At 75.7% G+C, this 21,573-nt stretch carries 16 protein-coding genes; 5 read left to right on the top strand and 11 right to left on the bottom strand.

The annotated features are described in order from the left end of the window. The first annotated feature begins 38 nt into the window (after positions 1–38). Both ACYX4T_RS25005 and ACYX4T_RS25000 read left to right on the top strand, forming a co-directional pair. Positions 39–1,151, top strand: coding sequence for an extracellular solute-binding protein (locus ACYX4T_RS25005; protein ID WP_476011920.1), 1,113 nt, complete (start codon positions 39–41; stop codon positions 1,149–1,151). Beyond that, entirely contained in the window at positions 1,148–2,839 is a 1,692-nt protein-coding gene (locus ACYX4T_RS25000) for an ABC transporter permease (RefSeq protein ID WP_476011919.1), read from the top strand. Before ACYX4T_RS25005 ends, ACYX4T_RS25000 begins: the two co-directional genes overlap by 4 nt. On the opposite strand, the gene ACYX4T_RS24995 is transcribed toward ACYX4T_RS25000, so the two are convergent. From ACYX4T_RS24995 to mfd, 8 genes are all read right to left on the bottom strand, one after another. Further along, the gene (locus ACYX4T_RS24995; RefSeq protein ID WP_476011918.1) at positions 2,769–4,316 is read right to left on the bottom strand and encodes an NAD(P)/FAD-dependent oxidoreductase; all 1,548 of its coding nucleotides are present in this window, start codon (positions 4,314–4,316) and stop codon (positions 2,769–2,771) included. The two genes, ACYX4T_RS25000 and ACYX4T_RS24995, sit on opposite strands and share 71 nt — an antisense overlap. After that, positions 4,306–5,271 (bottom strand): UDP-glucuronic acid decarboxylase family protein, encoded by a 966-nt coding sequence (locus ACYX4T_RS24990; RefSeq protein ID WP_476011917.1) that lies wholly within the window; start codon positions 5,269–5,271, stop codon positions 4,306–4,308. Before ACYX4T_RS24990 ends, ACYX4T_RS24995 begins: the two co-directional genes overlap by 11 nt. A 170-nt stretch (positions 5,272–5,441) precedes the next feature. After that, positions 5,442–6,695, bottom strand: a complete 1,254-nt coding sequence (efeB, locus tag ACYX4T_RS24985; protein ID WP_476011916.1) for an iron uptake transporter deferrochelatase/peroxidase subunit — start codon at positions 6,693–6,695, stop codon at positions 5,442–5,444. Positions 6,696–6,705: 10 nt separating this feature from the next. Beyond that, the gene (gene efeO, locus ACYX4T_RS24980; protein ID WP_476011915.1) at positions 6,706–7,848 is read right to left on the bottom strand and encodes an iron uptake system protein EfeO; all 1,143 of its coding nucleotides are present in this window, start codon (positions 7,846–7,848) and stop codon (positions 6,706–6,708) included. A gap of 59 nt (positions 7,849–7,907) precedes the next feature. Next, complete coding sequence (efeU, locus tag ACYX4T_RS24975; RefSeq protein ID WP_476011914.1) at positions 7,908–8,756, bottom strand: iron uptake transporter permease EfeU; 849 nt, start codon at positions 8,754–8,756, stop codon at positions 7,908–7,910. A 135-nt stretch (positions 8,757–8,891) separates the two neighbouring features. Next, positions 8,892–9,785, bottom strand: coding sequence for a nucleoside triphosphate pyrophosphohydrolase (locus ACYX4T_RS24970; protein ID WP_476011913.1), 894 nt, complete (start codon positions 9,783–9,785; stop codon positions 8,892–8,894). Further along, positions 9,782–10,786, bottom strand: coding sequence for a hypothetical protein (locus ACYX4T_RS24965; protein ID WP_476011912.1), 1,005 nt, complete (start codon positions 10,784–10,786; stop codon positions 9,782–9,784). Before ACYX4T_RS24965 ends, ACYX4T_RS24970 begins: the two co-directional genes overlap by 4 nt. A gap of 155 nt (positions 10,787–10,941) precedes the next feature. After that, the gene (mfd, locus tag ACYX4T_RS24960) at positions 10,942–14,619 is read right to left on the bottom strand and encodes a transcription-repair coupling factor (RefSeq protein ID WP_476011911.1); all 3,678 of its coding nucleotides are present in this window, start codon (positions 14,617–14,619) and stop codon (positions 10,942–10,944) included. Between the two features lie 525 nt (positions 14,620–15,144). On the opposite strand from mfd, the gene ACYX4T_RS24955 reads away from it, so the two are divergent. Both ACYX4T_RS24955 and ACYX4T_RS24950 read left to right on the top strand, forming a co-directional pair. Beyond that, a complete protein-coding gene (locus tag ACYX4T_RS24955) occupies positions 15,145–16,404 on the top strand; it encodes a PQQ-dependent sugar dehydrogenase (RefSeq protein WP_476011910.1) in 1,260 nt (419 codons plus the stop codon). Further along, a complete protein-coding gene (locus ACYX4T_RS24950; protein ID WP_476011909.1) occupies positions 16,401–17,783 on the top strand; it encodes an endonuclease/exonuclease/phosphatase family protein in 1,383 nt (460 codons plus the stop codon). Before ACYX4T_RS24955 ends, ACYX4T_RS24950 begins: the two co-directional genes overlap by 4 nt. A 7-nt stretch (positions 17,784–17,790) precedes the next feature. Here ACYX4T_RS24950 and ACYX4T_RS24945 read toward each other — a convergent pair whose 3' ends face one another. Further along, positions 17,791–18,321: a hypothetical protein gene (locus tag ACYX4T_RS24945; RefSeq protein ID WP_476011908.1), complete on the bottom strand. Its 531-nt coding sequence runs from the start codon at positions 18,319–18,321 to the stop codon at positions 17,791–17,793. Between the two features lie 289 nt (positions 18,322–18,610). Continuing rightward, positions 18,611–19,402 carry an RDD family protein gene (locus ACYX4T_RS24940; RefSeq protein WP_476011907.1) on the bottom strand — a complete coding sequence of 264 codons (792 nt, stop codon included), beginning with the start codon at positions 19,400–19,402 and terminating at the stop codon, positions 18,611–18,613. A gap of 356 nt (positions 19,403–19,758) precedes the next feature. Between ACYX4T_RS24940 and ACYX4T_RS24935 the strand changes: the two genes are divergently transcribed. After that, complete coding sequence (locus ACYX4T_RS24935; protein ID WP_476011906.1) at positions 19,759–20,289, top strand: hypothetical protein; 531 nt, start codon at positions 19,759–19,761, stop codon at positions 20,287–20,289. 24 nt (positions 20,290–20,313) lie between these two features. Here the strand turns inward: ACYX4T_RS24935 and ACYX4T_RS24930 are convergent, their stop codons facing one another. Beyond that, positions 20,314–21,540, bottom strand: a complete 1,227-nt coding sequence (locus ACYX4T_RS24930) for an arsenate reductase/protein-tyrosine-phosphatase family protein (protein WP_476011905.1) — start codon at positions 21,538–21,540, stop codon at positions 20,314–20,316. Between the last annotated feature and the right edge of the window lie 33 nt (positions 21,541–21,573).

Here is a 21,573-nt window from a genome sequence, read left to right as displayed (position 1 = left end):
GGCGACTCGTCCAGCGGCGCGCACCGGGAGACCAGTCGATGCGAGACACCCTTCTCCGCCCCCGGGTCCTCGTACCCGCCGTCGCCCTCGCCACCGTGCTCGTCGTCGTCGTGGTGGTCGCCGTGATCGGCGTCGGCGGGAACGACTCGACACCCGCCACGGCGGCGCCGACACCCGCCGGGGCGCAGACGCCCGAGGTGGTCACCGCGGGCGCGCCGCTCGCCGACCGCCTGGTCGTCTACAACGGGCGTTCCCACTACGGCGACGAGCAGGTGTTCCGCGACTTCGAGGCACAGACCGGGGTCCGCATCGAGCTGCGCGGAGGCACCGCCGGGGAGCTCGGCGAGCGGCTGGCCCAGGAGGGCGCGGACACCCCCGCGGACCTGCTGATCACGACCGACCTGGCCAACCTGTGGCGGGCCGAGGAGCAGGGCCTGCTCCGGCCCGTCACCAGCGAGACGCTGCGCGCCCAGGTGCCCCCGGGCCTGCACGCCGACGACGGCGCCTGGTGGGCGATCTCCACCCGGCTCCGGGTGCCCGTGGTGTCCACCGAGCGCGTCGCGCCCGGCGCCGTGACCAGCTACGAGAGCCTGGCCGACCCGGCGTTCGCCGGACGCACCTGCCTGCGCACGTCCAACAGCGAGTACAACCAGTCGCTGGTCGCCGACATGATCGCCAAGCGGGGGCCGGAGGCCACCGAGGCCCTGCTGCGCTCGTGGATGGCCAACGACCCCGACGTCCTGAACTCCGACGGAGAGATGCTCGCGGCGATGGCGGCCGGTGACTGCGACGTCGGCCTCGCCAACCACTACTACCTGGGGCGGGCCCTCGAGGACGACCCGTCCTTCCCGGTCGCTCCCGCCTGGCCCGACCAGGCCGGGGCAGGCGCCCACGCCAACGTGTCCGGGGTCGGCGTCGTGCGCGGCTCCGACGCGGTGCCGACCGCCGTGGCGCTGATGGAGTGGCTCACCTCGCCGCCGGCGCAGGCGCAGATCGTGTCCCGCAGCGAGTTCGCCGCGAACCCGCAGGTGCGCCCGCCGGAGCACCTCCGCTCGTGGGCCGACGTGCGGATCGATCCGATCGCGGTCGAGGAGGCCGGGCCGCTGCTGGACGAGGCCGTCGCGATGATGCTGGCCGTCGGGTGGCGGTGACGGCGCCACCCGACACCGCGTCGACCGCGCGGCCGCCCCGGGCCCGTCGGCGCACCCCGGGGTGGGCGGTGGTGGGCGTGCTCACCGCGCTCGCGGTGGCCGGGCCGCTGGTCGCGCTGCCGCTGAGCTTCCTCACCGGGGACGACGGTGTGGACCGGATCGCCCTCGCGCTGCTGCCCGGTGCACTGGGACGCAGCGTGCTGCTCGGGGCCGGCGTCGCGGTCGGCACGCTCGTGGTCGGTGGCGGGCTCGCGGTGCTCGTCTCGTTCTGGGACTTCCCCGGGCGCCGCTGGCTGGACTGGGCGCTGGTCCTGCCGCTGGCCATGCCGGGGTACGTCCTGGTGTTCGTGCTGGTCGGGCAGCTCGGGTACGCGAACCCGCTGCAGAGCAGCCTGTTCGGCGCCGGGCTGGACGTGCCGGGCCTGCGCGGGCCGGTCGGGGCGGTCGCCGTCCTCACCGCGGTACTCTACCCCTACGTCTACGTGCTCGGGCGCAGCGCGTTCCTCGGCCAGTCGCGGCGCTCGATGGAGGCCGCCCGCAGTCTCGGCCGCAGCCACGGGCAGGCCGTCCGCTCGGTGGCCCTGCCCCTGGCCCGCCCGGCCCTGGCCGCCGGCGCCGCGCTGGCGGTGATGGAGGCCCTGGCCGACTTCGGCGCGGTGAACCTCCTGGGCTACCAGGCGCTGACCGACGCGATCTACCGGCTCTGGTTCGGCGCGTTCGACCGCGCCGCGGCGTTGCAGCTGGCGACGGTCCTCGTCGGGCTGGCCCTGCTCATGGTGGTGATCGAGCGGCTGCTGCGCGGGCGGGCCCGGTACCACCAGGCGCTCGCCGCCGGCGACACCGTCACCCCGCGCCGGCTGCGCGGCGCCCGCGCCGCAGTGGCGACCGCCGTGCCCTGCCTGCTGCTCGCGGTGGTGTTCGCCGTGCCGGTCGCCCAGCTGCTGGCCTGGTCGGTCGAGACGGTGCTGGCGGACCGGGTCGGCGCGGACCTCGCGCAGGCCGCGCTCAACACGCTGGTGCTCGGGCTGGCGGCCGCCTTCCTCGCCGTGATCACCGCGACGGTCATCGTGTACGGCCAGCGGATCGCCCCCTCCCGGCTCGGGAAGGCCGCCGCCCGCCTGGCCTCGGTGGGGTACGCCGTGCCGGGCACGGTGATCGCCGTGGCGATCTACGTGCCGCTGGTGTGGGTCGACCGCCGGCTCGTCGACCTCGCCGGCGCCTTCGGCACCACCCTCGGTCTGGTGTTCACCGGCACCGCGCTCGGGCTGCTGCTGGCCTACCTCGTCCGGTTCCACGCGCAGGCGTTCTTCGCCGTCGACGCCCGGATGGGGCGCGTCCACCCCGACCTCGACGACGCCGCGCGCTCGCTGGGCGCGGACCGCGGCCGCGTGCTCGCCGAGGTCCACCTCCCGCTGCTGCTGCCCGGGCTGCTCAGCGCGGCGCTGCTCGTGATGGTCGAGGTCATGAAGGAGCTGCCGGCGACGGCCCTGCTCCGCCCGCTCGGGGGCGACACGCTGGCCATCATGGCGTGGGAGGCGACGAAGGACTCCCGGTTCGACACCGCGGCGCTGCCCTCGCTGCTCATCGTCGCGGTGGGCCTCGTCCCCGTGGTGCTGCTCATCCGGCTCTGGGGTCGGTCCGGCCCGGCCGAGGCCACCGGTCGGGTCGGCCAGGTCCCGCCCGCGTAGGCCGGCGCGGCAGGACCGGGGCGTCCCGCCCGGAGCCCCCCGCAGCGCCCTCCTCGTGATATGCGGTGTCCACGTTCACCGCCCAGATGTCGTGGCCGGTCCCGAACAGGACGTTCTCCACCGCGAGCGCGGCGGTGAGCATCGAGTGGTCCTGGTTGTTGTAGCGGTGCTGACCGTTGCGCCCGAGGGGGTGCACGTTGGTGGCGTGCTCCTCCAGCCAGGCGCGCAGGAGCGCGACGTTGTCCCGGTACCCGTGGTCGTAGACCGGGTAGGCCTTCGGCATCCGCACCACGTAGCCGGCCTCGACGCCCTCGGGGTCCAGCAGCCCCAGCTCGCCCAGCTCGCGGGTCCCGAGCGCGACCAGCTCGGCGTCGGGGAGCTCCCAGAGGTCGTCGCCCGCGAACACGAAGTACTCGAGGCCCAGGCAGGTCCGTCCGGGCTTGACCATCGCCTCCGACCAGGCCCCGAAGTTCTGGATGCGGCCGACCCGCACGTCCGGGGAGTGCACGTAGATCCAGTTGTCCGGGAAGGCGGACCGTTCGGGCACGACCAGCGCCACGGTCAGGAAGTCGCGGAACGTCAGGGCGTCGGCCGCCGCGCGCACGTCGGGTGGCGCCGGGGGGTCCATCGCGCGCACGAGGTCGGGCAGCGGCATCGTCGAGAACACCTCGGTGCACGGGTAGGTGGTCACCGCGCCGTCCTCGGTGGACGCCTCGACCTCGAGCACCCGGCCGTCGCGGTGGCGGATCCTGGTCACCGTCTGCTCCAGCGCGACCTTGCTGCCGGCGGCCTCGACCAGCTCGTGGCAGCGCTCCCACATCATGCCCGGCCCGTGGCGGGGGTAGTGGAACTCCTCGATCAGGGAGGTGATCGCGCCCTCCCCGCGCACAGGACGCACCCCGTTCCACACCGCCGTCGCCAGCGACACGTCCTTGATCCGCTGGGCCGCCCAGTCGGCCGCGATGTCGGTGGCCGGGACGCCCCAGACCTTCTCGTTGTAGGTCTTGAAGAAGTGTCGGTAGAGCCGGCGCCCGAACCGGCCCGCCACCCAGCCCTCGAGGTGGGACTGGTCGGCCGGAGGCCGCAGCCGGGCCCGCACGTAGGACAGCGTGCAGAGCACCGCCTCGAGCGGTCCGAGCGTGCGCAGCGCGCCGAGCGGGCGCAGCGGGTAGTCGTAGAAGCGGCCCCCGTAGAGGATGCGGCTGCGGCGGGGGCGGAGCAGGAAGTCCCGCTCGTCCAGGATCTCCTCCCACAGCGTCCGGACGCGTGGCACCTTGGTGAAGAACCGGTGGCCTCCGATGTCGAAGCGCCAGCCGTCGCGCTCGACGGTGCGGCTGATCCCGCCCACCACGTCGTCGGCCTCGAGGACCGTGGCCGGGCAGTCGTGGCGGCTGAGCTCGTAGGCGGCCGTGAGCCCGGCGGGCCCGGCGCCGATGACCACGAAGCCGGACCGCGTGTCCTCGGACTCAGATCGCACGGGACGGCACCGACCGCTCGGAGTCCGCACGAAACCACTCGATCGTCCGGCGCAGCCCCTCGCCCAGCCCGACGACCGGCTCCCAGCCGAGCTCCCGCCGGGCGAGCGTGATGTCGGGGCGCCGCACCGTCGGGTCGTCCTCCGGGCGCGGGACGGGCCGGATCGTGCCCGGCACGCCGACGAGGTCGAGGATCCCGCGGGCCAGCTCCTCGATGGAGACCTCGTGGGGGTTGCCGATGTTGACCGGTCCGGCCAGGGGCGAGTGCAGCAACCGCACGCAACCCTCGACGAGGTCGTCGACGTACTGGATCGAGCGGGTCTGACGGCCGTCGCCCGCCACCGTCAGCGGCTCGCCCGCGAGCGCCTGGCGGATGAAGGTGGGCACGGCCCGGCCGTCGTCCGGCCGCATGCGCGGACCATGGGTGTTGAAGATGCGGACGATGGCGGTGTCGACCGACCACGACCGCCGGTAGGCCATGGTCATCGCCTCGGCGAAGCGCTTCGCCTCGTCGTAGACGCCACGCGGGCCGACCGGGTTGACGTGTCCCCAGTAGGTCTCGGGCTGAGGGTGGACCTGGGGGTCCCCGTAGGTCTCCGAGGTGGACGCGAGCAGGTAGCGCGCCTTCTTCTCCTTGGCGAGCTCCAGGGTGTGCAGCGTCCCGACCGATCCCACCTTGAGGGTCTCGATCGGCATCCGCAGGTAGTCGATCGGGGACGCCGGCGAGGCGAAGTGCAGCACCACGTCGACGTCGCCGACGACGTGCACGACGTCGGTGACGTCGGCACGGACGAACCGGAACGGGCCGACCTCGGCCAGGTGGTCGACGTTGCGTGCCGAGCCGGTGCTGAGGTCGTCCAGGCACAGCACGCTGTAGCCCTCGCGGATCAGTCGCTCGCACAGGTGCGAGCCGAGGAAGCCGGCCCCTCCGGTGACGACCGCTCGTGGACGGGGCACGCCCTCACCCGTCCGTGGAGGAGGGGCGTGGACCACCGCAGGACCGCGTCGGCGACGTCCGGGACCGGAACGACATGGAGACCTACTTCCGCGCGACGTCGATCTGCGCGGGTAAAGCTAGCCTATCCTCGCCTTCAAGCGCTCCCCCTCCGGGTCACCCCACGTGCGGCTCAACCCTCGAGGACCGTTCGGCCCCAGTACGCGCCGTCGCCGAGCCCCGGCGGGATGGCGAAGACCGCCGACCCCGTGTGCTCGATGTACTCCATCATCTTGTCCCGGCGCGCCAGCCGGCTCTGCATCGGCACGAACTGGCGGTGCGGGTCGCGCATGAACGCCACGAAGAACAGGCCCGCGTTCAGGTGCCCCAGCCCGTCGGAGCCGTCGACGAAGTTGTAGCCGCGCCGCAGCATCCGCGCGCCGTCGTTGGCCTGCGCCGACGCGAGGCGGATGTGCGCGTCGGCCCCGATCGGCGAGGCCGGGCCCAGGTCCGGCACGTCGAACTCGCGCGCCTGCCCGATCGGCGCGCCCTCGCCCTTGGTGCGCCCGGTGAGCGACTCCTGCTCGGCGAGCGAGGTCCGGTCCCACGTCTCGACGTGCATCCGGATCCGGCGCGCGAGGAGGTAGGTGCCGCCCGCGAGCCACGCCGGCCCCTGCGCCGGCGGCACCCACACGTGCTCGTCGAGCAGCGCGCCGTCCTCGGCCTTGAGGTTGTTCGTGCCGTCCTTGAAGCCGAAGAGGTTGCGGTGGGTCTGCTGGGTGGTCGACGTCGACGAGGTCCGCCCGAAGCCGAGCTGCGACCAGCGCACCGTCGTCGTCCCGAACCCGGTCCGGATGAGGTTGCGCACGGCGTGCACCGCGACCTGCGGATCGTTGGCGCACGCCTGCAGGCACAGGTCGCCGCCCGAGAGCGCGGGGTCGAGCTGGTCGCCGGTGAAGGGCGGCAGGTCGGCGAGCTCGGGCGGGCGCGGGATACCGAGCTTGTCGAGCAGGCTCCCGCCGATCCCGAAGGTGATCGTCAGCGCGGCGGCGGGGAGGCCGAGGGCCTCGCCGGTGTCGCTGGGCGGGGCGTCCGGGTTGCGCTGCACCGCCCCGCCCGGGGCGGCCTCGGCGCCGGCCGTCATCCGCTCGGCGGCCGTCGTCCAGCGCTTGAGCAGGCTGATCACCGCGGCGCGGTCGGTGGTCGTCAGGTCGAGGGCGACGAAGTGCAGCCGGTCCTGCGCCGGCGTGACGATCCCGGCCTGGTGCACGCCGCGGAACGGGACGACGCCCCCGCCGGGATCGGTGTCGCCCCCACCCGCCCCGTCGGACGCCGACTCCCCCGCCGCGAACCCGGCGACGGCGCCGGCCCCGGCCAGGGCGGCCCCGGCGCCGGTCCACCCGAGGAGCCGGCGCCGGGAGATGCCCCGCATGCCCGAGCGCGTCATGTCACCACCGTCACGCCGAGATCACCGCCGCGACCTGGCTGACCGGCTCGCCGAGGGCGTCGACGGCCTGGGTCATGCGCTGCTTGTCCTGCTCGGTGAGCGCGGTGTAGAGGACGAACCCGTCGCCCTGGCGGTAGCCCTCGAGCAGCACGTCGACGTCGCGGAAGCGCTGGTCGAGCACGGGGCCCAGCGCCGGGTCGCGCTGGTCGAGCACCGGGCGCAGCGCCGCGACCGCGGCCTGCGAGCCGTCGACGTTGGCGCGGAAGTCCCAGAGGTCGGTGTGCGAGTAGCGGTCCTCCTCGCCGGTGATCTTGCCGGTGGCGACCTCGTCGAGCAGCTCCTTGGCGCCGTTGGCCAGCTGCAGCGGGGTCAGCTCGATGCCGGCGGTGCGGGCCTGCAGCTCGCGGATGTCGGCCATGAGGCGGTCGGCCATGGCGTTCGAGTCGGGCTGCAGGCCGGTGACCCACAGGTCGCGCTCGAGCCGGTGGTAGCCGGTGAACTCGACGCCGGGCTCGCCGTCGTCGCGGCCGTCGATGCGCGGGTCGAGGTCGCCGAACGACTCGGCCACCGGCTCGATGCGCTCCCAGTAGGTCCGTGCGACCGGGTAGAGCTGCTTGGCGCCCTCGACGTCGCCGCGCTTGACCGCGTCGACGAACTCCTGCGTGCGCGTCACCAGGGCCTCGACCTGCGACGTCGTGTAGCGCTGGTAGCCCGACACCGCGCCCGCGAGCAGCGCGTCGCCCTCGGTGGAGCCCGGGACGTTGCCGGTCACCGTGAACGGGCCGCGGATGCCGTCGCCGACCATGCCCGGCTTGCACGCCGTCGTGTACTGGCCGCCCTGGGGGACCTCGACGATGAGCTGGCGCGTCAGGCCCGGCCCGATGTTCTCGACCTCGCCGAGGATCCGGTCGCCGGTGCCGAGCAGGTAGAACTCGGTGACCTTGGTGCCGGTGTTCTGCACCGAGAACGCCACGTTGCCAGCCGGGGCCTCGGTGACCGAGACCTCGCAGGCCGTGTCCGACGCGCGGACCTGCACCGGGCCGCCCCCGGCGGCGCCGCCCGGCGGCGGGGCGGTGCTCGTGCACGCCGACAGCGCGATCAGGGCGACGACGGCCAGCGCCGCGGTGGTGGCGGCGAGGGACCTGCGGGACATCGTTCTCCTCCGGGCGCGCATCTCCTGCGCTGGTCGATCGGGTCGGGGTCGTGAGGGGCTCAGACGCCGCGGTCGGCCGGGGCGGGCGACGCGGGCGGGGCGGGGGTCGCGCGGCGGGGCCTGCGGACGAACAGCGTGAGCACGATCGCCACGTAGAGCACCCACACCACCGCCTCGAGCACGGTGGTCTGCGGGGAGAAGTTGAAGACGCCCTTGAGCAGCACGCCGTACCAGGAGTCGGCCGGGACGGCGGCGCTGACGTCGAAGGCGAGGGTGTGGAGGCCGGGCAGGATGCCGGCCTCCTGCAGGTCGTGGACGCCGTAGGCGAGGATGCCGGCGGCGACGAAGATCAGCAGCACCCCGGTGACGGTGAAGAACGTCCCCAGGTTCAGCCGCACCGCGCCGCGGTAGACCAGGTACGCGAGCACGACCGCGATCGCGATGCCGACGAGGAAGCCGATGAGCGGGCCCGTGGTGTCCCCGGCCGCCTGCACGGCCGCGAAGAAGAACACCGCCGTCTCGAGGCCCTCGCGCCCCACCGCCAGGGCGGCCATGACGACGACGGCGATCGAGCCCATCGCGATCGCCTTCTCCAGCCCGCCCTCGAGCTCGGCCGCGATCGTCCGGCCGACCCGGCGCATCCAGAAGATCATCCAGGTGACGAAGCCGACCGCGACGATCGACAGCGAGCCGCCGAGCGCCTCCTGCGCGGAGAACGTCAGCGCCTGCTGCGACAGCGTCAGGGCGAGGGTGACGCCGACGCTGACGGCGATCGCCAGGCCGACGCCGAGCCAGACCTTGGGCAGCTCGCGCCGCCGGTCGGTCCGGACCAGGAACGCCACCAGGATGCTCACGACGAGGGAGGCCTCGAGGCCCTCGCGCAGCCCGATCAGCGCGTTCCCCAGCATGGCGTCCTCTCACCTCGAGTTCAGGTGATGCTCACCTGCTGTGAGGTGAGGCTAGCCTGACTCCACCGGACGAGGGAAGACGACCTCGACACGATCACATAAAGTGACCGAATTGTCCGTTTCCTGACGAGGACCTCACGCCGGCCAGAACCGGCGCCACCCCTGCTCGTCGAGGGCGGTGGGATCCTCGCCGGCCGCGCGCGCCGCGCCCTCGGCCTCCCGGACCCGGCGCGCGAGCTCCCCCGCGGCGGCGCGCAGGTCGCCCTCGGGGTCGGCGTGCGCCGCGGTGGCCGCGTACAGCGGGTCGGACGACGCCCCGGCCAGCAGGTCGTCGGGCACCCCGGCTCGGCGGGCCCGCGAGAGGTACTTGGCGACCAGGGCGGCCGCCGGCTGGGCCCGCGCGACGCCCTCGAGCGCCGACGCGCGCCGCTTCTCGACGGCCTTGAGCTCCTCCCAGCGCACCTGCTGCTCAGCGGCGCCGGTGATCCTCTCGCCCTCGCCGAAAACGTGCGGGTGGCGGCTCACGAGCTTGCCGACGAGCTCGGTGGCCACCTCGTCGATCCCGAACGGGTCGGCGCGGTCCTCCTGCGCGATCCGCGCGTGGAAGAGCACCTGGAGCAGGACGTCACCGAGCTCCTCGCGCACCGCGACCCGGTCGTCGTCGGCGACGGCGTCGTAGAGCTCGTAGGTCTCCTCGACGAGGTAGCGCAGCAGCGACGCCGGGGTCTGCGCGGCGTCCCAGGGGCAGCCGCCGGGCGAGCGCAGGCGGTCCATGACCCGCACGGCCTCGAGCAGCTCGGCGCCGGGTGGTGCGCCGGCAGGGCCGGGCACCAGCTCGACGACGGTGCCGTCGACGGCCGGCGCGTCGGGGCCCACCGCCCCGAGGTCGCGGGCGAGGGCGGCGGCGACGTCGGCGGGGAGGTCGGGGTGCAGGCGGACCTGGTCGGCCGCCGCGACCGTGCGCACCGCCGCGGCGGGCAGGACGGCGCCGAGCCGGGGGTCGACGGTGACGGTCTCCCGCGCGCTCACGGTGCCGGGCTGCGGACCGGGGTCACGACGCCCACCGAGGCCTCGTCCTCGACCACGTCGAGCTGCGTGGGGTCCCAGGCGCCGTAGCGCGGGCTGACCGTCACGCCGAGCTCGAGCGCGAGCGGCTGGAGCTGGCGCAGGCCGAAGCCGAACATGGTGTCGTCGTCGACCGCGGAGGCCGGGGTGACGCCCGGGGGCGGCGGGGTGCCCGGCGCGTCGAGGGTGCGCTCGCGGACGTGGACCACCGACCACGGGCCCTGCGCGGGGTCCTGCCCGCCGGCCTGCGAGGACGACGATCGCCCCGGCGTGATCGTCACCGTGCCCGCGGGCAGGCCGAACAGCAGCGACGACGCCGACGACTGCAGCCCCGTGCCCTGGTCCTGGCCTGGGCGCACCGTGAGCCCGGCCGGCGGCGTGCCCCCGACGGCGCCGAAGAGCTGCGGGGCGCGCGCCGGGTCGGCCGCGACCGCGCGGGCGAGGGCCTCGGCGCTCGCGCGGTCCGGGGCGGTGGCGTAGTCGAGGGTGACCTGGAGCCGGTCGAACACCGCGCGACCGATGTCGCTGGCGGCGAGCTGGTCGGCGACGAGCCCGCGGATCGTCGCCGGGTCGAACCCGCTGCCCTGCGCCGCCGCCTCGGCGCCGCCCGCGCGCGCCAGCGCGGCGTCCACCCGCTGCGGGGTGACGACGATGCCGTCACGGCGGGACTGCTCGGCGATGAGCTCGTGGAGCACCCGTACCGTGACCAGCCGGCGCGACTCCTGCGCGAGCAGCTGCGGCGGGATCGGCGCGCCCGGTGCGATGCCCTGCGCCGCGCCCTGCTGGTCGACCGCGACGCGCAGGTCCGGCGCGGCCGTCCGCAGGCCGCTCTGGATCTCGCTGATCGGGATCACGGTGTCGCCGACGATCGCCGCGGCCTGGGTGCGGTCGGGGCCCGTCCCGCACCCGGTCAGCACGACCAGACCCACGAGGACCGAGGTGACCAGCGTTGACAGGCGACGCACGGGCGTCACCTTCTCACCCGGGCGGTGGCGTCATCCCGGCCGCCCCGCCCGGCGGCCTCTTCGGTCGCGGCCGCGCGGTGATCACCAGGCGGAAAGGCACCGCGCGCGTGCCTCCTGGCGTGCGTTTCGGCCTGGTGATCACCCGAGGACGGGCCTCAGGTCGCCGCGGCCGCCGCCGGCTCCGGTGCCGGGAAGAGCTGGCCGAACAGCTGCTCGCACCACGCCAGGAGGGCGAGGTCGCGCAGCGGGGCGGCGCCCATGCGCACCGGTCCTCGGGATCCTGATGGGCCGTCGGAGCCCTCCACGGGCCGGGGCAGCGAGAGGGTGCGCGACGCCGCCTTGTACTGCGCGCGCGGGTGCAGGCGGCGCAGCCGCATCTGCATCGACTCGGGCAGCTCCACCGGCGCGAACCGGATCATGTTGCCCTGGCCCGCGACCTCGGTGATCCCGTGGCGGCGGCACGCCTGCCGGAACGCGGCGACCGCGAGCAGGTTGCCGACCGGCACCGGCGGCTCGCCGTAGCGGTCGACGAGCTCCTCGCGCACGGCGTCGAGGGCCGCGGCGTCCGCGGCCTCGGCGATCTTGCGGTAGACGTCGAGGCGCAGCCGTTCGGTGTCGACGTAGTCGTGCGGCACGTGGGCGTCGATCGGGAGGTCGACGCGGACCTCCGCGAGCGGCTCCTCGCCGCCGTCGGCGCCGGCGTGCGCCTTGAACGCCTCGACGGCCTCGCCCACCAGCCGGACGTAGAGGTCGAAGCCCACGCCGGCGATGTGGCCGGACTGCTCGGCGCCGAGGATGTTGCCCGCGCCCCGGATCTCGAGGTCCTTCATGGCCACCGCGGTGCCCGCGCCCAGCTCGGAGTGCTGGGCGACGGTGGCGAGGCGGTCGTGCGCGGTCTCGGTGAGCGGCTGGTCGGCCGGGTAGAGGAAGTAGGCGTAGCCCCGCTCGCGGCCGCGCCCGACGCGCCCGCGCAGCTGGTGGAGCTGCGAGAGCCCGAGGGTGTCGGCGCGCTCGACGATCAGCGTGTTGGCGTTGGAGATGTCGAGGCCGTTCTCGACGATCGTCGTGCACACCAGCACGTCGTGCTCGCGCTCCCAGAACTCGTTGACCGTGCGCTCGAGGCGCTCCTCGGCCATCTGCCCGTGCGCGGTGGCGATGCGCGCCTCGGGCACGAGCCGGCGCAGGCGCGCGGCGGCGTCGTCGATCGAGTTCACGCGGTTGTGGATGTAGAAGACCTGCCCGTCGCGCAGCAGCTCGCGCCGGATCGCGGCGGCGACCTGCTTCTCCTCGTGGGCGCCGACGTAGGTCAGCGTCGGGTGCCGCTCCTCGGGCGGGGTGAGGATCGTCGACATCTCGCGGATGCCGGCGAGGCTCATCTCCAGCGTGCGCGGGATCGGCGTCGCCGACATCGACAGCATGTCGACGTGGGCGCGCAGCCCGGTGATGTGCTCCTTGTGCTCGACGCCGAAGCGCTGCTCCTCGTCGATGATCACCAGGCCGAGGTCCTTCCACGCCACCCCGGTCTGCAGCAGCCGGTGGGTGCCGACGACGACGTCGACGCTCCCGTCGGCGAGCCCGCGGATCGTCGCGTCGGCCTCCTTGGGCGCGGTGAACCGCGAGAGCCCCTTCACCGTGATCGGGAAGTTGCGCATGCGGTCGGTGAACGTCTGGAGGTGCTGCTGGGCGAGCAGCGTCGTCGGCACGAGCACCGCGACCTGCTTGCCGTCCTGCACCGCCTTGAACGCGGCGCGCACCGCGATCTCGGTCTTGCCGTAGCCGACGTCGCCGGAGATGACGCGGTCCATCGGGACCGGCTTCTCCATGTCGGCCTTGACGTCGTCGATCGCCGAGGCCTGGTCGGGCGTCTCGGTGAACGGGAACGCGTCCTCCATCTCCCGCTGCCATGGAGTGTCGGCCGCGAACGCGTGCCCGGGCGCCGACTGGCGCGCGGCGTAGAGCTGGACCAGGGAGGCCGCGATGTCGCGGACCGCCTTGCGCGCCTTCGACTTGGTCTTCGACCAGTCCGAGCCGCCGAGCTTGTTCAGCGTCGGGAGCTCACCGCCGACGTAGCGGCTGACCTGGTCGAGCTGGTCGGTGGGCACGAACAGGCGGTCGGAGCTCTGCCCGCGCTTGGACGAGGCGTACTCGAGCACCAGGTACTCGCGCGTCGTTCGCGCCGGCCCGGTGCCGGTGGTGCGCTGGGTCATCTCGACGAACTTGCCGATGCCGTGCTGGGCGTGGACGACGAAGTCGCCCGGCTGCAGGGTCAGCGGGTCGACGGCGTTGCGCCGCTTGACCGGGGCCCGCTTGACCGCGCCCTCGGTGCCCGGGCGGGTGCCGGTGAGGTCGGCCTCGGTGACGATCACCAGCGAGGTGCCGCCGGCGGTGACGCCGTCGGCCAGCCCGCCGCGGGTGATGGTGACGACGCCCGCCTCCGGCGCCCCGGCCAGGCCCTCGGCCGCGAGCTGGACGGGCACCTCGTGCTCGCGCAGCTGCTCGGCCGCGCGCTGGGCGGTGCCCGCCGCGGGGACGACGAGCACGCCGGTGCCGCCGGCGGCGGCCAGCGCGCGCAGGTCGGCGGCGGCGCGCGGGACGTCGCCGCGGTAGGCCTCGACGCCGGTGAAGCCCGGGCGCAGCACGCGGGCCCCCCTATCGGCGTGCTCCCCTCGATGGGTGTGGGAGTCGTCCTCGACGTCGGGGTCGGTGGCCAGGCTCGACAGCGTCCACCACGGCCGCCCGGCCTTGGCCGCGACGGCGCGCACGTCGCCGAGGTCGCGGTAGGCCGAGGCGCCCAGGTCGATCGGGGCGCGCCCGTCGGTGCCGTCGGCCGCGGCCAGCCAGGACGCCTCGAGGAACTCCTGGCCGGTCCGCACGAGGTCGGCGGCCCGGGTGAGCACGCGCTCGGGGTGGCAGAGCAGCACGTGCCCGTCCGCGGGCAGCAGCTCGGGCAGCAGCGCGAGCTCGGGGGTCTCCCCGTCCCCTCCCAGCAGCGCCGGGATCAGCGACTCCATGCCCTCGGACGGGATGCCCTCGGCGACGCGGCCGAGCAGCTCCGCGAGCGCTTTGTCCTTGGTGTGCTCGGCGGCGAGCTCCGCGGCGCGGGCCCGCACGGTCTCGGTGAGCAGCAGCTCGCGGCACGGCGGGGCGACGACCTCGGCGGGCCGCGCGTCGGCCCCCTCGCCGGGCAGCGAGCGCTGGTCGGCGACCGAGAAGCAGCGCAGCTCGGAGACCTCGTCGCCCCAGAACTCGACGCGCACCGGAGCGGCGGCCGTCGGCGGGAACAGGTCGACGATGCCGCCGCGCACCGCGAACTCGCCGCGCTTCTCCACCATCTCGACCCGGGCGTAGGCCAGGTCGACCAGGCGGGCGGTGAGGTCCTCGAGCTCGTACTCGGTGCCCTCGACCAGGCGCACGGGCGCGAGGTCGCCGAGCCCGGGCACGACGGGCTGGATGAGGCTGCGGGTCGCGGCGACGACCACGCGCAGCGGGACGTCCGGGGTGTCCTCCGCCTCGGGGTGGGCCAGGCGCCGGAAGACGGTGACCCGCCGGCCGACCGTGTCCGCCCGCGGGGACAGGCGCTCGTGGGGCAGCGTCTCCCAGCTCGGCAGGTACGCGACGGCGTCGGGGCCCAGCAGCTCGCCGACCGCGCCCGCGAGCTCCTCGGCCTCCCGCTCGGTCGCCGTGACGACGAGCAGGGGCACGTCGGCGCCGCCCGCGGCCCCGGGGGATGCCAGCGCGCCGGCCACGAAGGGCCGCAGGCCCGTCGGGCCCTCGACCGCCACGTCGCGGCCGGCAGCGGCGACGACCTCGCTCAGGCCGGGGTCGGCGAGCATGGCGGGCAGGAGGGGGGCGAGGGGTGCGGACCCGGGCGACGTGGAGTTCTCGGGCGGGGCAGCGAGCGACGCAGCGGGCGACAACGCGGAGGGACCCTTCGACGGACCGTCGGGCGCGACCTGGTCGGGCGATCGCGCCGGGGGATGAATCCAGGGTACGTGCGCACCCCGACAGCGGCGCCGTGGCTCCGGTGCGCTCGGTCTCCCCGCCGGCGACGCGGCCATGATCGAAGTACCGATACGGACGTTCAGTGTCAGCGAAGGCACTTCGCTGACACGGGGAGCCGCTGGTCAGGGGGGCGCCGGTGGGACCGCCACCGGCACCCCCCGGCCCCGTAGCGACCGTGCGTGCCCCCCGGTCAACCGCACGGGCTCCCCGGCGCCGCGGAAAAAGTACCGTGCGGTCCGTTCAGCGACAACACCAGGTCGGACGCCGGATCTCCGGGGCCGCGGAGGCCGTGCGGGGGCCGTTCGGGGGCAGGGCCCCACGCCGACCGGACGCGGCGGACGGCATCATGATTCCCCGTGACCCCGAGCCGACCACGCCCGGCGCGCGCCCTGCTGGCCCTCTCGGCGCTGCTCGCCCTGGCCCTCACCGCATGCGGCGAGGCCTCCGAACAGACCTCCGCAGCCCCCCGGCAGGGCGGAGGCGCGGGGGCCGCCCCGGCGCCGACGACCGCGTCGCCGACCGGGACCGGCCTGCGCGTGGAGACCGTCGCGGGCGACTTCGCGAACCCCTGGGACGTCGCGTTCGTCGGCGGCGACCGGATGCTCGTCACGCAGCGGGACGGGTCGTTGTCGCTGGTGACGGGCCTGGGACCCGGCGCGCGGGTCACACCCGTCACCGCCGACCTCCGGGACGTGTACGCGCGCGGCGAGGGCGGGCTCATGGGCATCGCCGCGGCGCCGGACGTCGCCACCTCCGGGACGTTCGTCACCTGCCAGACCCACCAGGAGAACGGCCGGCCGGTCGACGTCCGCGTCGTGTCCTGGCGCCTGTCCCCCGACGGCACGCGCGCCGAGAAGGTGCAGGACCCCCTCGTCGGCGGCCTGCCGATCAACCCGTCGGGCCGGCACTCCGGCTGCCGCCCGACCTACGCCCCCGACGGCATGCTGCTCGTCGGCACCGGCGACACGGCCCGCGCCACCATCCCCCAGGACCGCAACTCCCTCGGCGGCAAGGTGCTCCGGGTCGACCCCGCCACCGGCGGACCCGCGCCGGGCAACCCCTTCGGCGAGTCCGGCAGCGCGAACGAGCGCCTCATCTCGGGGTACGGCCACCGCAACGTCCAGGCCGTGACGGTCCAGCCCGGCACCGGCCGCGCCTGGAGCTCCGAGCACGGCCCCGACGTCGACGACGAGATCAACGTCGTCGTCCCGGGCGCGAACTACGGGTGGGACCCGGCCCGGGGCGGCGAGTCGCCCGGCGGGTACGACGAGGACGTGCCGATGACCGACCTCGACCGCTACCCCGAGGCGGTCCCCGCCGCCTGGAGCTCCGGCGACCCGACCGAGGCGATCAGCGGCGCGACGTTCCTCGACGGCGCGGCGTGGGGCGACATGGCCGGGATGCTCGCGGTGTCCGCGCAGAAGGGCGAGAAGCTCCTGCTCATGCGGCCCGGTCAGGGTGCGGACGAGAACAGGATCGTCGAGGTCACCGTCCCGGCCGCGCTCGACGGCGAGTTCGGCCGGCTGCGCGGGGCTCGGCTCGGCCCCGACGGGGCGCTCTACCTCACCACCGACAACGGGTCGGACGACGTCATCCTCCGCGTGACCCGCGGGTGACCGGACCTCCTCCCGACCGGCCCGGGCCCGGCGGGTACCGCCCCGGGCCCCCGGTGGGAGGACCCGGCGGGGCGCGACCGCCGTACCGCTCCGGGCCGCCGCCGGGCCCGGGTGGCCGGCTGCCCGGCCCGCCTCGACCGTCGGGGCCGTCGGGGCCCCCGACGCGCCACCTGCCGCCCCCCGGCGAGCAGAGGGGCGACCGCGCCGCGTCGCGCCCGACGGCGGCGATCCCCCGGGCCGGTGCCACCGAGGGCGGGCGCGGCGGGTACGGCGAGCGCGGTGGCAGCGGTGGCAGCGGTGGCAGCGGTGGCAGCGGTGGGCGCGGTGGGCTCGGTCCGCCGCCGAGCCCGCCGGGCCGCACGGCGGGGTCGGTCCTCGGCGCCGCGCGCCGGCGCTTCGGGACGCCGGCCCCGGCGGCGATCGGGGCCGCGGTGGTCCTCGGGCTCCCGGCGGCCGTGGTGATGTTCTCCGACCTGCTCGGCATCGACCACCGCACGCCGTTCGTGCAGACGATCGCGTTCCGGCCCCAGCTCGCGGCGGCGACGACGGTGTTCGCCGTGCTCGTGGTCCTCGGGGCGCGGCGGGCGTGGCCGACGGCGCTCGCGCTCGGGCTGGTCGGCGTGCTCGGGCTGGCGATGGTGCTGCCCCGCGCCGTGGGCTCCGGGGAGACGGGCGCCACCGGCGGTGCCGAGCTGACCGTGCTCACCGCCAGCGCCTACCTCAGCCGCGCGGACCCCGACGCGCTCGCCCGCCTCATCACCGCCCGCACCCCCGACGTCGTCGTGCTGCCCGAGGCGCGCGGCGGGCTGCGCTCGGACCTCCAGGACGCCCTGGTCGACGAGTCCGGCGGCGAGGAGGGGACGAGCGGCTACCGCGTCTTCGCCGCCGACGCGGAGAGCGACGACAGCCCCATGACGGTGTTCGTGCGCCGCGACCTGGGCCGACCGACGGTGACGCCGGACCGGGACACCGAGTTCCCGTCGCTGATCGTCGACCTCGCCGACGTCGACGGCCAACCGGTGCGCGTCGTCGCGACGCACCCGCAGTCGCCCAAGCCCGGCGACACGAACGCCTGGCGGCGGGACGTCGCGGCCCTGTCGCGCTGGTGCACCGGCGAGCGCGCGACCGTCGTCGCGGGCGACCTCAACGCGACCCTCGACCACGCCGAGCTCCGCGAGGCCATCGAGGGCTGCACCGACGCCGCGAGCGACGTCGGCGCGGGCCTCATGGGCACCTGGCCCGCCGCGGCCCCGCGACTGCTCGGGGTGCAGATCGACCACGTGCTGGTCTCGGGCGGCCCAGCCGCCCGGGAGGTCGACATCGTCGACGTCCCGGGCAGCGACCACCGGGGGATCCTCGCCCGCGTCGGGCTGGGCTGATCCCGCCTCAGTTGCGGCGGAAGCCCGGTCGCGGTGTCGGCACGGCGCCCGTGACGGCGCCGGGGAGCGTGCGGGCGGCCGCGAGCCGGGCGGGGTCGACGCCGCGCTGGGCCGGCATGCCGGGGGCGTGCTCGTCCTCCAGACCGCGCCGCCACGCCTCGTCGAGCGCGGCGCGGGCGCCGTCCCGCACCGAGTGCAGCATGTCGTGCATCGACACCCCGAGGGGGCGCGGCACGAGCGGCGAGTCGGCGAGCCGCACCAGGGGCTCGAGGCGCGCGACCGCGTCCTGGAGGAGCGCGGCCGCGGCGACCGGGCCGTCCGGCGGCTGCGCGACGATGCGGTCGCCCAGCGCGGTCTGCCACTGGCGGACGCGCTCGGCGAACGCGGTGGACAACCGCTCGAGCAGGCGCGCCTCCACGTAGGAGCCGAAGCCCCCGCGGACGGGGCCGAGCCCCTCGGTCGACGGGTCCTCGCCCCGTCGGAAGGCCTCCAGCCAGCTGACCCAGGCGGCGTATCCGCCGCGGGGCGGGGCGCTCATCGTCGCCCGATCGACAGGGGTGCTGTCGTGCTCACGTTCGAACCCTTCACCACGCACCGGCGACCCGGCGGTGTGCTCGTCTTGGCGGGCGCTCCGATGCACCCGGATACGGCCCGGAAGTCGCTCGGCGGTCGAGTGGTGTTTCGCCGTGAGGCCAGTTCTCGTCATGTTCGCCCGGGCAGAGCAGCGCCACCGCTCGACGGTGTGACAGGATCGTCGCGTCCGCGCCGCGCACCGACCGCGCTGTCCGTCGAGCGAAGTCGGTGCGTGCCCGGATCGTCGCGCTGCGTCAGGCCCGGACGACCAGGGTCCTCGCGGCCATGTCGCCCACGCGCTGGTGCCGCGCGGAGGTCGACATGACGACGAGCCCGACGACGCCGGCGAACAGGCCGTCGACGACGAGGAGCAGCCAGCGCACGGCGCACTGGCCCAGGGTCGGGACGCCCCCGTCCTCCTCGCGGACGATGCGGATGTTCAGCCAGCCCATCGCCGGCGTCTGGCCCTGGTGGGTGGAGGGCCAGTGGACGAAGACGGCGAACCCGGCGCCGAGCCCCAGCAGCAGGGCGAGGACGTAGCCGATGCCGATGACGGTGAACGCCGTCGACGGGTCCGCCGTGGCGCCCGCGATGCCGATGACCACGAACAGGACGACGAACGTCGGCACCGCGGTCAGCAGCCCGTCGAGGATGTACTGGCCGACGCGGGACCCGACGACCTCGGTGGGATCGCCGCCGGGGACCCCATACACCGGCGGGCCGTAGCCGGGCTGCGGGCCGTAGCCCGGGCCGTAGCCGGGTTGCCCGCCGTAACCCGGGGCGTAACCGGGTTGCCCGCCGTGGCCCGGGCCGTAGCCGGGCTGCCCGTACCCCGGCGGCCCGTACCCCGGCGGCCCGTACGGGACGGGGTGCTGCCCGTAGCCGGCCTCGGGTTCCGCGAACGACCGGCCGCTCTGCTGCCCGCCCTGCTGCCCACCCCACGGCACGGTGCCGCCGGCCGCCGGGTCACCGCCGGACGGGCCGCCGAGCCCTTCGGGGTGGAATTCGAAACCCGACTGCTGCCGGTACTCACCGGGGTTGCTCACGCTCTGTGCTCCCGAGGTCGTCGACGAGGGCGGTCCGCTCCCCCAGTGACTGCTGACCGTAGTGCTCGCCGCGGGGTAGGGGCGGCGTCGGCGCCCGCGCCACCGGTCCGGGGCGGTGCCCTCCGCCGACGGCGCGGCAGCATGCCACCGATCGGTCACGGAGGGCGGCACCGGGCGGGCCGTTCGGGGCACCCGCTCACCCGGCTGGCCCGGACCGTTCCTCACGCAGCGCGCCCGGCGTCGGACCACTCCTTTGCCCGCCGCGCCTCGCCCGACCGGAGCATGACACCCCGGGGGCCTCGCGCGTTGGGTGTAGGTCAGGTCACGACACCGCAACGACCCGGGAGGAGGTCACGATGACCGTCCCGCCCCGGCCCACGACGACGGGCCCTGCCGCCGCGCTCGTCGCCGTGCCCACCCCACGGTCCGCGCCGCCCGGTCGCGCCCACCACGACGCGTCCCCGGACGCCTCCGCCGACATGGCCGGCATCGCGTGGATCGTCCGCGAGGTCACCCACGTACCCGGCATCCTGCGCCTGCGCGACGGGCGGCTGAGCTTCGAGTCGACGCGCGGCGTGCGCTTCGACGGGACACCGGACGAGCTGGTCCTCGAGGTCGGCCGCTCGGCGCGCGCGGGGATGCACGTCACCTCCGGTGGCGAGCGCCTGCGCGTGTGCGTCGTCCGTCCCGCCGGCGGCGTCTCCCCGTGCCGCGAGCTCGTCGACCGGGCCGCCGACGGCGTGCCGGTCACCGCCGGGGACGCGGCCGCCTGGGCCGTCTGGGCGCCGTTGCTCGCGCCCGCACCGGCCGCCGCCGCGCGCGGGCGGGGCGGTCGCTTCGCGTTCGCCCGCCACCCGCTGCGCGCCCAGGGCGCCTGGCCGAGCTGAGCCCTCCCGGCGCGGAGCGGCAGGTCAGCGACCCGCGTGGGGCAGCGACGCCCAGCGGTCGCCGCTCGGCCGCCCGTCGGCCTCGCTCTCCTCCTCGTCCTCGCCGTCCGGCCAGGCGTGGCGGGAGCGCGACGCCGGTCGCTGCTCCCCGTCCCCGTGGCGGGCGTGGGTGTCGACGTGCCCGTCCGGGGGCGACGGCTCCTCCGCGTCGTCGCCGGCCGGCGACGGCCGCGAGGGCGCGTACTGCCCGGGCACGGCCGCGGCGCCGGTCATCGCGCCCGGGGGCGGGACGTGAGGTCCGGTCGGGCGGCGCGAGCCCGTCGGGGCCAGCGCGCCCGGCGCGCCCGCGGGGACCGGGGCACCGTGCGCCGGCCCAAGCGGGTACGGGGCGCCCGGCGGTCCGGGCGGCGGTCCCGGAGCTCCGGGCGGCGGTGCGAGCGGGGGCCCGGGAGCTCCCTGCGGCGGTGCGGGCGGGGGTCCGGGTGGTCCGCCCCGCGGCGGCATCCCGTGCGGGGCCCCGACCGGCATCCCGGGCGGCGGCATCCCCGGTGCCGGGCCCACCGGCATCCCCGGCGGCACGCCGTGCCGGCCGGTCGGCGCCGGGCGGCGCGGCGGGCGCATCGGCCAGGGCACGCCCGCGCCGATCGCGTCGACCAGCGGCCGGATCGCCCCGTGCATCAGGCGCGCGGCCTCGGCGTGCTCGGCGGCCTCGCCCTGGACCGGATCCGGGATGGCGTCGTCCTCGGCGTCGACCGGTGCGCCCTGACCGCGCTGCGCGAGCGCCGCGGCGACGAGGGCGTGCGCGCGCTCGCGGGGGTCGGCGGGCAGGGCGGCGTGCTCGGCGGGGTCGATGCTCGCGAGCAGGCGCGCGAACTCCCGCATCGTGAACGTGCTGCGCAGCGCGCGCGGCTCCAGCTCGAGCACGGCCGAGCGGTGCGAGCGGCTGACGGTGAGCACGAGGTCGGCGAGCTCGACGTCACGGGCGGGCAGCTGGCGGGCACGGAAGGCGGCGACGTCGGGGTGCGTCGCGAGCGGGCCGAGCTGCGCGCGCGACAGGGGGTGCATCTCCGCGCCGACCACCGCGCCCGTCCCGCCGCTGGCGACGTCGAACCACGACGCCCACCGCGGACCGAGCCGCATCTCGAGCAGCGCGCGGGCGTGGAACCGGGCGAACGGCGATCGGCAGATGTTGCCGGTGCAGACGAACAGGAGCCGGAAACGCCGCGGCGCGCCGTCTCCCCGACCGTCCATACCGCCGATCGTCGCAGTCCAGAGCGGTTCTCG

The sequence above is a fragment of the Actinomycetospora sp. ABD4_176 genome, assembly GCF_056311855.1.
This window is presented reverse-complemented; position numbering and strand designations above follow the sequence as displayed.